Annotated in this window: 13 protein-coding genes; 5 read left to right on the forward strand and 8 right to left on the reverse strand. The window is 57.1% G+C overall.

The genetic code is table 11. The features are described 5' to 3' along the window. Window positions 1-17 precede the first annotated feature (17 nt). The 3 genes from yjiA to AOA59_RS09895 all read right to left on the reverse strand — a co-directional run bounded on the left by yjiA (window position 18) and on the right by AOA59_RS09895 (window position 3,432). Entirely contained in the window at window positions 18-1,022 is a 1,005-nt protein-coding gene (gene yjiA / locus AOA59_RS09885) for a GTPase (RefSeq protein WP_178076256.1), read from the reverse strand. A 130-nt stretch (window positions 1,023-1,152) separates the two neighbouring features. Next, window positions 1,153-1,350 (reverse strand): YbdD/YjiX family protein, encoded by a 198-nt coding sequence (locus AOA59_RS09890; protein ID WP_003176208.1) that lies wholly within the window; start codon window positions 1,348-1,350, stop codon window positions 1,153-1,155. Window positions 1,351-1,365: 15 nt separating this feature from the next. After that, a complete protein-coding gene (locus AOA59_RS09895; protein WP_056858228.1) occupies window positions 1,366-3,432 on the reverse strand; it encodes a carbon starvation CstA family protein in 2,067 nt (688 codons plus the stop codon). 173 nt (window positions 3,433-3,605) lie between these two features. Between AOA59_RS09895 and AOA59_RS09900 the strand changes: the two genes are divergently transcribed. From AOA59_RS09900 to AOA59_RS09915, 4 genes are all read left to right on the forward strand, one after another. Continuing rightward, complete coding sequence (locus tag AOA59_RS09900; protein ID WP_065911141.1) at window positions 3,606-3,974, forward strand: PilZ domain-containing protein; 369 nt, start codon at window positions 3,606-3,608, stop codon at window positions 3,972-3,974. A gap of 386 nt (window positions 3,975-4,360) precedes the next feature. After that, the gene (locus AOA59_RS09905; RefSeq protein WP_065911140.1) at window positions 4,361-5,506 is read left to right on the forward strand and encodes a mandelate racemase/muconate lactonizing enzyme family protein; all 1,146 of its coding nucleotides are present in this window, start codon (window positions 4,361-4,363) and stop codon (window positions 5,504-5,506) included. 25 nt (window positions 5,507-5,531) lie between these two features. Next, window positions 5,532-6,461 carry a LeuA family protein gene (locus AOA59_RS09910; RefSeq protein WP_099487097.1) on the forward strand — a complete coding sequence of 310 codons (930 nt, stop codon included), beginning with the start codon at window positions 5,532-5,534 and terminating at the stop codon, window positions 6,459-6,461. A 37-nt stretch (window positions 6,462-6,498) separates the two neighbouring features. Beyond that, window positions 6,499-7,245: a sulfite exporter TauE/SafE family protein gene (locus AOA59_RS09915; protein WP_099487195.1), complete on the forward strand. Its 747-nt coding sequence runs from the start codon at window positions 6,499-6,501 to the stop codon at window positions 7,243-7,245. Window positions 7,246-7,270: 25 nt separating this feature from the next. Here the strand turns inward: AOA59_RS09915 and AOA59_RS09920 are convergent, their stop codons facing one another. Genes AOA59_RS09920 through AOA59_RS09935 form a run of 4 tightly spaced genes read right to left on the reverse strand, consistent with a single transcriptional unit; the run spans window position 7,271 to window position 11,572 of the window. Next, window positions 7,271-8,005, reverse strand: coding sequence for a hypothetical protein (locus AOA59_RS09920; RefSeq protein ID WP_099487197.1), 735 nt, complete (start codon window positions 8,003-8,005; stop codon window positions 7,271-7,273). 26 nt (window positions 8,006-8,031) lie between these two features. Next, window positions 8,032-9,399, reverse strand: a complete 1,368-nt coding sequence (radA, locus tag AOA59_RS09925) for a DNA repair protein RadA (RefSeq protein WP_099487099.1) — start codon at window positions 9,397-9,399, stop codon at window positions 8,032-8,034. Window positions 9,400-9,434: 35 nt separating this feature from the next. Further along, the gene (locus AOA59_RS09930; RefSeq protein WP_069786477.1) at window positions 9,435-9,974 is read right to left on the reverse strand and encodes an ankyrin repeat domain-containing protein; all 540 of its coding nucleotides are present in this window, start codon (window positions 9,972-9,974) and stop codon (window positions 9,435-9,437) included. Window positions 9,975-10,030: 56 nt separating this feature from the next. Beyond that, the gene (locus tag AOA59_RS09935) at window positions 10,031-11,572 is read right to left on the reverse strand and encodes a catalase (RefSeq protein ID WP_099487101.1); all 1,542 of its coding nucleotides are present in this window, start codon (window positions 11,570-11,572) and stop codon (window positions 10,031-10,033) included. A 287-nt stretch (window positions 11,573-11,859) separates the two neighbouring features. Here AOA59_RS09935 and mscL point away from each other — a divergent pair, with 287 nt between their 5' ends. Further along, complete coding sequence (gene mscL, locus AOA59_RS09940; RefSeq protein ID WP_056858221.1) at window positions 11,860-12,276, forward strand: large-conductance mechanosensitive channel protein MscL; 417 nt, start codon at window positions 11,860-11,862, stop codon at window positions 12,274-12,276. A 45-nt stretch (window positions 12,277-12,321) separates the two neighbouring features. Here the strand turns inward: mscL and AOA59_RS09945 are convergent, their stop codons facing one another. Further along, the gene (locus AOA59_RS09945; protein WP_065911135.1) at window positions 12,322-13,098 is read right to left on the reverse strand and encodes a ferredoxin--NADP reductase; all 777 of its coding nucleotides are present in this window, start codon (window positions 13,096-13,098) and stop codon (window positions 12,322-12,324) included. Window positions 13,099-13,358: the final 260 nt, after the last annotated feature.

Consider the following 13,358-nt stretch of genomic DNA (forward strand, 5'->3'; position numbering starts at 1 on the left):
TGCATTTCAAGTCAGGATTATTGGTAGACCCGGGCAAAGCCTTCGCGGATTTTGTCTTCCGGCAACTCATCGGCAATAAACACAATCACACTTTCACGCGCCTCGCCCTCGGCCCATTCGGTGTCCCAATCGAAACCGTAGAGCTTGAGCACGCCCTGGAACACCATGCGCCGGTCTTCCCCGGCAATGTTCAGCACGCCTTTGTAGCGCAGCAGCTGTTTGCCGTGATCTTCCAGCAACTCATTCATGAACTCACTGAGCCGGTCGATATCCAGCGGCTGGTCGGTGCGCAGCACCAGGCTGGAAATACGGTCGATGGATGGCGCGGCACTGACCGGGCGCAGGCTCATGCCGGCGTTGAGGTTGAAACCGCGCACGTCGAGCAGTTCAGCCAGGTCGATTTTGCCGTGGTCGACCACCCGAATCGGCGCACGGCGGTTGATGCGGGTCAGGCGCTGGCTAAGGGCGTCGAAGGTGGCTTCGTCCACCAGATCGCGCTTGCTCACCAGCAGGCGGTCGGCAAAACCGATCTGGGCCTGGGCGATGGTCTGGGTCAGGTGATGCTCGGCGTGGGCCGCGTCCACCAGGGTGATGATACCGTCGAGGATGTAGCGCTCGCGCAGCTCCTCGTCGATGAAAAAGGTCTGGGCCACGGGCGCAGGGTCGGCCAGGCCGGTGCACTCGATCACCAGGCGGTCGAAGGCGATCTCGCCGCTGTCCAGGCGTTCGAGCAGCAGGTACAGGGCTTTGGTCAGGTCGGTGTGGATGGTGCAGCACACGCAACCGTTGGACAGGGTCATGACTTGTACAGGCTCGGCGCCCAACAGTTGGGTGTCGATGCCGGCATCACTGAATTCGTTTTCGATCACGGCGATTTCAAGGCCGTGCTCGGCTTTAAGCAGATGGCGCAGCAAGGTGGTTTTGCCGGCGCCGAGGAAGCCGCTGAGGATGGTGACGGGGATGGGAGAGGACAAAAAATTCTCCTTGAAGAAACACAGAAACAAATGGGGGAGCAGACCCATGTGGGAGCTGGCTTGCCTGCGATGCAAACAACTCGGTCTATCAGTCAGACCGAGGTGATGCTATCGCAGGCAAGCCAGCTCCCACACAAGCCCGCTCCCACATGGGATCACCGCCAGCCCGAATACCGGGTCAGCAGCACTTGGGCCCACCCTTGCCACCGTAACGGGCTTCCTGGCGTTCGCGGAAGAACGCCTTGTAGTCCATCATCGGTTTATCCGGGTGCTTGGTTTGCATATGCTCGACGTAGGTGTCGTAGTCGGGCATGCCGACCATCAGGCGCGCGGCCTGACCGAGGTATTTACCGAGGCGACTGATGTCATTGAACATGGTTGCAATCCTCGTTTACGCGTCCGGTACAGCCTGGAACGGGGCTTCTTTGTCCGTGCGTTCTTTGTTGCCCCAGGCGGCGACGCCGACCTTGAGCGCATAGAACAGGATGCTGAAGACCACGAACAGGAACAGCGCCGTCAGCGTTGCGTTGGTGTAGGCGTTCCAGATCACGTGTTGCATCTGGTCGATGTTCTTGGCCGGCGCGAGGATCTGGCCGTTGGCCAGGGCATCGCTGTACTTCTTGGCCAGCGACAGGAAGCCGATCGCCGGGTTAGCGTCGAACAGCTTGATGAAACCTGCTGTCACGGTGCAGATCAGCAGCCAGACAGCCGGCAGCATGGTCACCCAAATGTAGCGCTGGCGCTTCATTTTGATCAGCACAACGGTGGCGAGCATCAGCGCGATACCGGCGAGCATCTGGTTGGAGATACCGAACAGCGGCCACAAGGTGTTGATCCCGCCCAGCGGGTCGATCACGCCCTGGTACAGCAGGTAGCCCCACATTGCCACGCAACCTGCCGTAGCAATCAGGTTGGCGGTCCAGGACTCGGTGCGCTTGAGCGACGGCACGAAGGAGCCAAGCAGATCCTGGAGCATGAAGCGTCCGGCACGGGTGCCGGCGTCGACGGCGGTCAGGATGAACAGGGCTTCGAACAGAATCGCAAAGTGGTACCAGAACGCCATGGTGTTTTCACCCGGCAGCACACTGTGCAGGATCTGCGCGATACCCACCGCCAGGGTCGGCGCACCGCCGGCACGCGCCAGGATGGTGGTTTCACCGATGTCATGGGCCACTGCCGTCAAGGCTTCCGGGGTAATTGCAAAACCCCAGCTGCTGACGGTTTGCGCCACCGTCACCACGTCAGCGCCGACTACCGCAGCCGGGCTGTTCATGGCGAAGTACACGCCAGGCTCAATGACCGAAGCGGCAACCATGGCCATGATGGCCACGAACGACTCCATCAGCATCGCGCCGTAACCGATGTAGCGCGAGTTGACTTCGTTATCCAGCAGCTTGGGCGTGGTGCCCGAGGAAATCAGTGCGTGGAAACCCGACACCGCGCCACAGGCAATGGTGATGAACAGGAACGGGAACAGGCCGCCCTTCCATACCGGGCCGGTGCCGTCGATGAATTGGGTGAGGGCCGGCATTTTCAGCTCTGGCATGGTGACCAGAATGCCGATCGCCAGGGCAATGATGGTGCCGATTTTCAAGAACGTGGAGAGGTAGTCACGCGGAGCGAGGATCAGCCACACCGGCAGTACCGCAGCGACGAAACCATAGCCCACCAGCATCCAGGTGATCTGGATCCCGGTAAACGAGAAGGCCTTGGCCCACACCGGGTCAGCGGCGATTTGCCCGCCCAGCCAGATCGAACCCAGCAGCAACAGCACGCCGATGACCGAGATTTCCCCAATGCGGCCCGGACGGATGTAGCGCATGTACACGCCCATGAACATCGCAATCGGGATGGTCGCCATCACCGTGAAGATGCCCCACGGGCTCTCGGCCAAGGCCTTGACCACGATCAGCGCCAGCACCGCAAGGATGATGATCATGATCAGGAAGCAGCCAAACAGCGCGATGGTCCCCGGAATGCGGCCCATCTCTTCGCGAACCATGTCCCCCAGGGAACGGCCATTGCGCCGAGTGGACAGGAACAGCACCATGAAGTCCTGCACCGCACCGGCCAGCACCACGCCGGCAATCAGCCAAAGCGTGCCGGGCAGATAGCCCATTTGCGCCGCCAGTACCGGGCCGACCAGCGGACCTGCACCGGCAATCGCCGCAAAGTGATGACCAAAAAGAATGTGTTTGTTGGTCGGCACATAGTCCAGACCGTCATTGTTAAGCACTGCAGGGGTGGCCCGCCGTGGGTCGAGTTGCATCACATTGTTAGCGATGAACAGACTGTAGTAACGGTACGCAACCAGGTAGATGGCGACAGCAGCAACCACAATCCACAAGGCGTTGATCGCCTCGCCGCGGCGCAAGGCCACTACGCCCAGGGCGCATGCTCCTACAATTGCCAGCACCAGCCAGGGTAGATGGCGTAGCAGGCTATTATTATTTTTCATTTTTATATTCCAGCCAGGGTGGACAGAAAGACAGCCAGCCCGAGTTTAGCGCTGTTGGCCCTAAAGGCCAGCCCCCTACGTTGGTCTAGAGCCTTGCAACCGTAAAAAAAGCAGAAATAAACGCCCGATGATGGCGCAGGGCTACAATTCCCTTATCCACAGAGGGTTTGACCATGAGCGAACACCCGTCCGATCGCCGCCGTTTCCGGCGTATAGCCTTTGATGCCCGAACGACTATTGCGCAAGACCACTGGAATTGGCCGGTGCAATTGGTGGATCTGTCGCTCAAAGGTTTGTTGGTGCAGCGCCCTGATGATTGGCAGGGCGATCACACTCAGCTGTTTGCTGTGGATATCCGTCTGGATCCGCAGGCGCATATAAAGATGCAGGTAAGGCTGGCCCACGATGATCATGGGCAGTTGGGGTTTGTGTGTGAGCACATAGACCTGGAGTCGATCAGCCATTTGCGGCGGTTGATTGAGCTGAATGTGGGCGATCATGAAGAACTGGAGCGTGAGCTGGGCGCCTTGTTAGAGATTTGAAAACCCTCTAAACCGCAGAGGCGACGGGTGTCTGAATAGATCCACTCACCCGCCAGCCTCCGCTACATCCTCATCAATAAAAGTCATACCTTTAGATCAAATCATCATAACAACCCCGCCTGCACGACCACCTGGAAACATATAAACCCTTCACAAAAACGACATACGTCATTTTAATTAAAACTGTAACAACTCAATCCACATTGAATTCGGTGGGAAAAATATGCAACGCCGCTCCTTTCTTTAAAAAGCAACACTTCCAATAATGAAATTATTTTCATGATCGATCATTAAGACGATACGGTTCGCGCGCTTGATAAAAACACAGTTAATAAACTACATTTCACCTGTCCTTCCAGCCCGGCCCTCTAACAGGATGTTAAAGCATGCTTATTGCCAAAGCCGAAATCTTCTTGACCGAAATCCCTTATAAAAACCCCTACCAAACCGCCACCAACATAACCCCGAAGGGGCGGCATATAGTATTAAAGTTAACCACCGATACTGGCTTGGTAGGTTGGGGAGAGTCCGGAATTATCTCAAGACGCTATCCTGCTCAAGGTGATACTCCCGAAACCATGTTGGCCGTCCTTGAAAGTTATCTATGCCCGGCAATCATTGGAAAAGACCCTTGCGCATTCGAAGTTATCATGAGCCAACTCGACACGCTGATCAAAGGGCATCTATTTGCCAAGTGTGCGATTGATCATGCTCTGTTAGACCTCGCGGGCAAAGTGCTTAACATTCCAGTCTGCAACTTGTTGGGCGGTGCATACAACCTCAGCTATACCGTCAGTCGAAGTTTGCCATTTGCCTCCGCCAGGGAGGTGACTGAGCGGGCACTTGAACTACAGGCACAGGGCTATAACCGATTGACACTCAAAGGTTCCGGGGTACTGGAAGATGACTACGCGTGTTTCAAAGCGGTTAGACATGCGCTAGGCGATCACTTTGAGCTCGAAGTAGACCCCAACTGCGCCTACGACGTCCCCACCGCCATCCAATTTATAAAGCGAATTGAGCAGTATGGCGTTTTCGCTGTCGAGCAACCAACGCCAGGTCATGATATCGCTGGGTTAGCGGAAGTAAAGCGGAATGTAGCAACGACTATCATTGCCGATGAAAGCCTGTTTACCCCTAGGGATCTGAAGGACATCATTAGCCTCAATGCAGCACACGCTATATGTCTGAAACCCTTCAAATCCGGCGGAATATTAGCCTCACGTCGACTGTGTGCCGCTGCTGAAGTTGCAGACCTGCAAGTCAGCACGGGTAGCATGCACCCCTTCGGAATTGGCACTGCAGCTCTTCATCATTTTGTTGCCACGCTCAAAAATGTGGCAACCACCGGCTATGGCTGTCCAGCCGAGAGGTTCGCCGATGATATTGTTGATGAAAGCGGTTATTCATTTTGCGATGGCAGAGTAACACTCGCTATCGACAAACCCGGACTCGGCGTTGAAGTCAACGAAGATAAATTGTTGACGTATTCGTCACAATGCAAAGTCGTCGAACACTCAATGCACCGCTAACCCTCATGACAATGGATTGCTTGTGATGACATTTATTACGCTTGTCGACTCAACGCTGCGAGAAGGAAATCAAGCGCCAGGCGTCAAGCTGACAATCAAGTCGACGCTGGCCATTGGCCAAGCACTCGCGGATGCAGGCATCGACTTTATCGAAGCCGGTCACCCCTATGCATCAAAGCAGGAGTTTGACCGAGTTACCTCACTGGTAAAGTCGAGGCTGGCGAAAAACATACTGGCGCACTCGCGTGCGCATCGCGATGACATTGATGCCGTTTACGCAACGGGGGCTAATTGGATAGGGATATTTGCAGGCATTAATGAGGCCTCCCAAAAATACAGGCTCAGAAAAACAAAAGAAGAGATACAAGAACTTGTCAGGCGTAGCATCCTATATGCTAAATCGCTAGGGCTGAACGTGCGATACACCATTGAGGATGCCTCAAGAACTGATCTGGCAGCATTGATTGAAACCTATAAAATCGCCGAAACCGCCGGCGCCGACCGCATATGTTATGCCGACTCACTGGGCATCTGTGAGCCTTTCAAGGTTCGATCCACAGTTCAGCTGATTAAACAGGCATTACCCAACGTTGACTTAGAAGTGCACTTCCATGATGACAGAGGTTTGGCAATGGCAAATACACTGGCCTCCATCGAAGCAGGCGCTACCTTTGTGTCGTGCACCGTGAATGGCATCGGCGAACGTTGCGGTATCACTGAGACATGTCTACTGATTACAAATCTTCATTTCAATTCAATATTGTGCAGCGGCAAAAGCCAAAAGGTATTAAAACTCAGTAGTCTTGTTTCAAAAGCGATAGGCGACACCTTTGATCGCCGTCGTCCGATCATTGGTGAATATAGCTTTGTGCACACCGCAAAACTGCATCTTACCGCTAATAGCAGGGACCGCAATTGCTACCATTGGGTAGACCCCCTCTGCTTGAACGAATAACAATTAATGCACGTCATCAGGGATGCAGGTCTTTAATATGATTGAGCATGAGTGGCTGATAGGCGCAGGGTTGGTCGTACTGGGTGTTATGACGGGTTTTATCGGCACCAATACCGGCGGCAGTGTATTTCTTACAGTGCCGGTGATGATCTGGCTCGGAATATCCCCACAGGCGTCGATAGCGACAGCCCGCCTGGCTTCGGTAGGGACGATGTTTGCCGGATTAAGACACTTTCATAACAATGGAAAAGTGGATTACAGGTTAGCGGCCCCCGCCGCCGCACTTGGTTTGGCTGGCGCCTTGGTCGGTGCAAGTCTGCTCGTGCACATAGATCCGGCGCTGCTGCATAAAATCATTGGCGGCCTGACACTGCTACTGGTGGGGCTTTCACTCATCAGCAAGCCCCACTCGCCGAAGACGGCCCCTTCTTCGCTCAGACGTTTTTGCGGCTATATCCTGTTTATTCCCGTCGGCATGATCGGCGGCCTGTTCGGCGGGCAGGCCAAGTTATCAACTTATTTGTATATTATATTTTTTAAAAAAACGATCAGCGAGTCAATTGGCACGCGCAAGGTGGGTGGCCTCATCCTCTCAGTCGGCTCGTTAATAATATTCGGTGTCAGCGGAATCATTAATTGGCAGTACGGGTGTTGCCTGATCATAGGCACGCTATTTGGCGCCAATGCGGGCGCCAAGTTTGCTCTACAGAAAGGCGATAAGTGGATGGAAAGTGCTTTCAACGTAGTCGTGATTGCCTTGGCATTGAAAATGATCTTCTGGTAGTGACGCTCTCACGGAAAAGCGACACTCAGGGAAACGCGGCACTCGGGGGGAATTCGCTTTCCGTGTCCCAATAACCCGCCTTCTGACGCGACACGGCCTGCCATTGCCCATCGATAAAACGATAGGTCGTGTAGCGGGTTGCGAAATCATCGTCGCCGTCACCGTCCATAAAGGACGAGACCTGCAGTAACTCATCCGTACCGCCGGCGGCTGACGTAGCGATCTGCCAGGCGGCTTTGCCGGTCTGGGCCAGGGTCAGCGGCTCGACCTTGCCGGCCGAGCCCTTATAGCTCATTGGTTTGAGTTGCTGTTTGGCCGGCAGCAGCAGCTGAGTCGCCGGGCCGCTGTAACTGCCCATCGGCGCCGTCTGGTCGATGCTCAAAAAGTAAACAGTGTCCGGCAGGCCTTTAAGCGGGGCCTTCTTGACCTTGGCCAAGGGGTAGCCAAGATTGTCGTGCGCCAGCACGGCGCCGGACGCCGACAGCAAACGTACCTGGGCGTTGAGCAACGGGTTTTCCAACAGATCGCCGGGCTCGTCAAATGAGTCCTCATCCAGACCATTGCCCCAGCTGTCTTTGTGCAACTGCGCGCTGATGCGCTGGTCTTCCAGCACCTGCAGCACGCCGCCGTCTGCTGTCGCCAGTTCCTGGGCCATGCGGTAACCGGCCGGCAGTGGGGCCGACTCAGCCAAGGCAATGCCCGGCAACCCGAGCAAGGCCACGAACAGGGCACATACCCCCCAACGATTGGTCTGTTGCATTGCGTACATCCCTGATTGCTCCACGGTTATTCGAACAGTGCATCCAGCGCCTGCTCCAGGCGCGTGACTGCAATGACCTGCAAGCCCGGCGGCATTTCCTTCGGCGCATTGCCCTTGGGCACGATCGCGCGCTTGAAGCCGTGCTTGGCCGCTTCCTTCAAACGCTCCTGGCCGCTCGGCACCGGGCGCACCTCGCCCGACAGGCCGACCTCACCAAACACCAGCAAGTCATGGGGCAACGGCTTGTTACGCAAACTGGACATCACCGCCGCCATCAATGCCAGGTCGGAGGCGGTTTCCAGCACCTTAACCCCGCCGACCACGTTGAGGAACACGTCCTGGTCGTGGGTGGGAATGCCGCCGTGACGGTGCAGCACCGCCAACAGCATCGCCAAGCGATTCTGGTCGAGGCCCAGTGTCACCCGGCGCGGGTTGGCCAAGTGGCTGTCATCCACCAGCGCCTGCACTTCCACCAACATCGGGCGAGTGCCTTCCCACGTCGCCATCACCACACTTCCCGGCACTTCTTCCTGGGCACGTGTGAGAAAAATGGCTGACGGGTTGGAGACTTCTTTCAACCCCCGGTCGGTCATGGCAAACACGCCCAACTCATTGACCGCGCCAAAGCGGTTCTTCACGGCCCGCAGCAAACGCAAACGACCATCGGATTCGCCTTCGAAATACAGCACGGTGTCGACCATATGCTCAAGCACCCGCGGCCCGGCCAAGGCGCCCTCTTTGGTCACGTGGCCCACCAGAAAAATCGCCGTACCGCTCTGCTTGGCATAGCGCACCAAGAGCGCCGCGCTTTCGCGCACCTGGGACACGCCGCCGGGTGCCGATTGCAGCTGCTCGGTGAAAATCGTCTGGATCGAGTCGATCACCATGACCTTGGGCTTTTCGATGCGCGCCGTGGCGATGATGCTTTCGATGCAGGTTTCGGTCATCACCCGCAGTTGGTCCTGGGGCAAACCCAGGCGGCGGGCGCGCATGGCCACTTGCTGCTGGGATTCTTCACCGGTGACGTAGAGTGCCGGCATGCGGCTGGCGATGCTGCACAGGGTTTGAAGCAGGATGGTCGATTTGCCGATGCCGGGGTCGCCGCCGATCAGCACCACCGAGCCGTCCACCAGCCCGCCGCCCAGTACGCGGTCCAGCTCCCCGGACGCGGTGGAGAAACGCGGAATTTCTTCGACGCTGACTTCGGCCAACGTCTTGATCTGCGCCTGCTGCCCGGTCCAGCCGGCACGGCCGGTGGGGGCTGCAGCGCCGCCGCTTTCGATCATGGTTTCCGTCAGGGTGTTCCATGCACCGCACTCGGTGCACTGGCCGGCCCACTTGGGAAAGGTCGCGCCGCACTCGGTGCAGCCGTACATGCGCTTGGCCTTTGCCATTTGAGAACCTCCAACCGAAAAACCGCGATGATAGCTCAGCGCGGCGCCGGGGTCCGGATTTCACCACTGGCCAAACGTGAAGCGCTGTTGCCGATCGGGTCTTCGGCGTTAAGGTCGGCGCCTTTGGCCTTTAACTCATCCAGCAACTCAACGCGCTTGAACAGCCCGGCGTACATGGCGGCGGTCTGCCCGGCGCCGTTGCGCTGGTCGGGGTTGCAGTCGGTGGCGAGCAGGCGCTGGGCGATTTTCAGCTCGCCTTTGAAGATCGCGCCCATGAGGGCGGTGTTACCGCGTTTGTCTTGCACGCAGGCGTCGGCGCCGGCGTTGAGCAGGCGTTCCACGAACGGAGCCTGGCCGTGGTAGGCGGCAAGGATCAGCGCGGTGTAACCCTTGTCATCCTGGGTGTTGAGGCTGTAGCCGGATTCGATAAAGGTGTTGAGCATGTCGATATCGCCACGGCGGGCGGCGTCGAAATAGTAGTTCTGCAACTGGGCCTTGAGCGCGACCGGGTCGGGCGACTCGGCATGGACGACAAAGGCCAGCATGGCCATCAGTAAACCGATAGAAATTCGCATGGGTTTTCTCCAGCTCGGGGTCGACGCCCATCAGCGGGCGCCGACCGTCACCAACGTCAGTCAGTCAGTTTTTCTGCCAGCGCCTTGACGCGCGCCAGGTCGCCTTTTGCCACCTTGGTCACGCCAGTGCCGTACTCAGGGTCAGCCTTGTAGAGGAACGACAGGATGATGTGCTTGCTTTCGTCATCGGTGGTGGCCAGGGAGCCGCCGAAGTTGTCGATCAAGTCCTGACGCTCTTTCTTGCTATAGGAGCGGTACAAGTCACCGGCCTGTTTGAAGTTCTGCTCGCGCTGGATCTTGGCCTGCTGGGTGCTGCCCGACAGCGCCGACTGGCTGTAGCGCGCGGCTTGCGGCTCTTCACGCGGCAGCAAGCGGCTTGGCTGGTAGTTCACGCCCGTGGTGGTCTTGCCGGTGTTCATTGCGCCATCCTGGTTACCGTTGTTGACGGTGACGCGAGGTGCGTTGATCGGCAGCTGCAGGGCGTTCGGCCCCAGGCGGTACATCTGCGTGTCGGCGTAGGAGAACACCCGACCTTGCAGCAGGCGGTCTTCCGACGGCTCAATGCCCGGCACCAGGTTGGCCGGGGCCATGGCCACTTGCTCGGTTTCCTGGAAGACGTTGGCCGGGTTGCGGTTCAGCACCATCTGCCCGACTTTGCGCTCCGGTACGCCAGGCCAGATCTTGGTGGCGTCCAGTGGGTCGAAATCAAACTTGGCCAAATCCTCAGGCTTGAGCACTTGCACGTACAGGTCCCACTTGGGGAAGTCGCCTTTGTTGATGTGAGTGACCAAGTCGTTAGTCATATGGCTGTAGTCACGCCCCTGCACATCGGTTACTTGCTTGGGGTCCAGGTTCTTGATGCCCTGCAGGCTCTTCCAGTGGAACTTGACGTAGTGCACTTCGCCCTTGGCGTTTATCAACTTGTAGGCATGTACGCCGTTGCCGTCCATTTCGCGATAACTGGCCGGCGTGCCGGAGTCGGAATACAACTCGGTGAGTGTGCGGGTGGATTCTGGAACATGGGAGAAGAAGTCGAAACGACGGGAGTCATCGTCGAGGTTAGTGCGCGGGTCCGGTTTGAACGCATGGACCATATCCGGAAACTTGATGGCGTCGCGGATAAAGAACGTCGGGAAGTTATTGCCTACCAGGTCCCAGTTACCTTCGCTGGTGTAGAACTTGGTGGCGAAGCCGCGCGGGTCACGCAGGGTTTCCGGGGAATGGTTGCCGTGCACCACCGCCGAGAAACGCACGAATACAGGGGTGGCTTCACCGGCTGCGAAGACTTTGGCTTTGGTCAAGTCGCTGAGGTTGTCGGTAACGGTAAAAGTGCCGTGGGCGCCGGTGCCACGAGCGTGAACCACGCGCTCCGGGATGCGTTCACGGTCAAAGCGCTGCAGCTTTTGAATAAGTTGCACGTCTTGCAACAGCACCGGGCCATTGGCCCCGGCGGTTTGTGAATTCTGATTGTCCCCCACGGCGGCGCCGTTATCGCGGGTCAGGTTGGCGGCGTGTACGGAAAGGGACAGCAGGCTGACAGTGACCAGTGCCAGCGCATATCGCGCTGAAACAGGCCCGCGGCTCATTGACGTGTTCATCGAGGTTTCCTCTGGTTTTTTTAGCGCACATTCAGTTGTGCTTGCCAGAGGCTAGTGACCTGCGGGTCAGAAGATAAATAGAAAAACACCACCGGGCTGATTAAGAAAAAAGTGTGGTAAGCCCCTGAATTGAAGCGTATTCCGCGCGCGATTGGTGGCACTTTGCAAACTATTTGCGATTTAATGGGTCGATAAAAATTGACAGTGTTAACGGTTGTGTCGAGCGAGCAGGCTACGACTGACTTACACTGACCTCCACCCTTCTCATCTGTAACAAGGAATAACCTATGGGCGTGATCAGTGAGTTCAAGGCCTTCGCGGTCAAAGGTAATGTGGTCGATATGGCCGTCGGTATCATCATCGGCGCCGCGTTCGGCAAAATCGTTTCCTCGTTTGTAGGCGACGTGGTGATGCCACCCATTGGTCTGCTGATCGGTGGTGTGGACTTCGGGGACCTGGCGATAACCCTCAAGGCCGCGCAGGGTGACGTGCCCGCCGTGGTCCTGGCGTATGGCAAGTTTATCCAGAGCGTCATCGACTTCGTGATCGTCGCCTTCGCCATCTTCATGGGCGTGAAAGCCATCAACCGCCTGAAACGCGAAGAAGCTGTAGCCCCAAGCCTGCCGCCGACGCCGACCAAGGAAGAGCTGCTGCTGGGTGAGATCCGTGATCTGCTCAAAGCACAGAACGACAAGCCGCTTTAACCCGTGTTTGCCTGGAAAAGGCGCCTGTTTCAGGCGCCTTTTTTATTACCAGTAGTTTTCCACCGCCACCTGCCCCGGGCGCCGACTCAGGCTCAGTTGCAGGTCGCGCTGCTTGAGCAATTGGCGGGTGTCATCGACCATCTGCGGGTTGCCGCAGATCAGCACGCGAGAGTGCTCGGGGGTCAGTGCTACGCCGGCAGCGCGCTCCAGCTCGCCATTCTCGATCAGCGTGGTGATGCGCCCGTTGAGCGCCCCAGGGTGCTGCTCACGGGTGACGATGGGAATGTAGGTGAGCTTATGCGCGTACTCGGCCAGGTACTCACGCTCGCCCAGCGTGTCAATCAGCGACTGATACGCCAGCTCCTTGGCCTCTCGGGCACTGTACACCAGCACGATGCGCTCGAATTTCTCCCAGACCTCGAAGTCCTGCAGAATCGACAAAAACGGTGCCACCCCGGTGCCGGTACCCAGCAGCCACAGATCACGCCCGTCCACAAAGCGGTTCAAGGTCAGATAGCCAGTGGCTTGGCGCTCCACCATCAAGGTATCGCCCACCTTCAGGCGGCTTAATTCACTGGTGAACTCGCCTCCCGGAACCACAATAGAGAAGAAGTCCAAGTGTTCGTCAAATGGCGAGGACACGATGGAATAGGCGCGCCACACCGTGCTGCCGTCCGCCTTGGTCACGCCCAAGCGCACAAACTGGCCGGCGGTAAACCGAAAGCCCGGATCACGGGTGGTGCGCAGGGTAAACAGGCTGGGCGTCAGCGATTGCACCTCGAGCAAGGTCTGGCAGGTAAATTTCTCAGCACTGGCCGTCATGAGGGGCTCCGTTGAACAGGTGCCCTAGTGTCCCTCAAAGTCGCGCAGGGAAACACCGGTGGTTTGTACTGGCATTGCCACGCGCACGGGGGAGCCGTTCGCGTGTTAACGCTTAAATCGAATCTATCCAGTTCAACTAAACATTTAGCTATTTCTCACCTTCCAACAGGCCATTGCCTGTCGCTGTGTAGTTAAACCGCTATCAATTTAATATCACTGCCAAGATATTAATTTTATTAGATATTTCAGTGCAACAGCGA

Source organism: Pseudomonas sp. 2822-15 (assembly GCF_002742515.1).
Lineage (GTDB): Bacteria > Pseudomonadota > Gammaproteobacteria > Pseudomonadales > Pseudomonadaceae > Aquipseudomonas > Aquipseudomonas salomonii.

What these genes read in the sequence shown, in the direction of transcription:
- AOA59_RS09905 (WP_065911140.1), top strand. Translation starts at nt 4,361, where the DNA reads ATGCTTATTGCCAAAGCCGAAATCTTCTTGACCGAAATCCCTTATAAA.
- AOA59_RS09895 (WP_056858228.1), bottom strand. Translation starts at nt 3,432, where the DNA reads ATGAAAAATAATAATAGCCTGCTACGCCATCTACCCTGGCTGGTGCTG.
- AOA59_RS09935 (WP_099487101.1), bottom strand. Translation starts at nt 11,572, where the DNA reads ATGAACACGTCAATGAGCCGCGGGCCTGTTTCAGCGCGATATGCGCTG.
- AOA59_RS09900 (WP_065911141.1), top strand. Translation starts at nt 3,606, where the DNA reads ATGAGCGAACACCCGTCCGATCGCCGCCGTTTCCGGCGTATAGCCTTT.
- AOA59_RS09910 (WP_099487097.1), top strand. Translation starts at nt 5,532, where the DNA reads ATGACATTTATTACGCTTGTCGACTCAACGCTGCGAGAAGGAAATCAA.
- AOA59_RS09930 (WP_069786477.1), bottom strand. Translation starts at nt 9,974, where the DNA reads ATGCGAATTTCTATCGGTTTACTGATGGCCATGCTGGCCTTTGTCGTC.
- AOA59_RS09920 (WP_099487197.1), bottom strand. Translation starts at nt 8,005, where the DNA reads ATGCAACAGACCAATCGTTGGGGGGTATGTGCCCTGTTCGTGGCCTTG.
- radA (WP_099487099.1), bottom strand. Translation starts at nt 9,399, where the DNA reads ATGGCAAAGGCCAAGCGCATGTACGGCTGCACCGAGTGCGGCGCGACC.
- yjiA (WP_178076256.1), bottom strand. Translation starts at nt 1,022, where the DNA reads ATGGGTCTGCTCCCCCATTTGTTTCTGTGTTTCTTCAAGGAGAATTTT.
- AOA59_RS09890 (WP_003176208.1), bottom strand. Translation starts at nt 1,350, where the DNA reads ATGTTCAATGACATCAGTCGCCTCGGTAAATACCTCGGTCAGGCCGCG.
- mscL (WP_056858221.1), top strand. Translation starts at nt 11,860, where the DNA reads ATGGGCGTGATCAGTGAGTTCAAGGCCTTCGCGGTCAAAGGTAATGTG.
- AOA59_RS09915 (WP_099487195.1), top strand. Translation starts at nt 6,499, where the DNA reads ATGATTGAGCATGAGTGGCTGATAGGCGCAGGGTTGGTCGTACTGGGT.
- AOA59_RS09945 (WP_065911135.1), bottom strand. Translation starts at nt 13,098, where the DNA reads ATGACGGCCAGTGCTGAGAAATTTACCTGCCAGACCTTGCTCGAGGTG.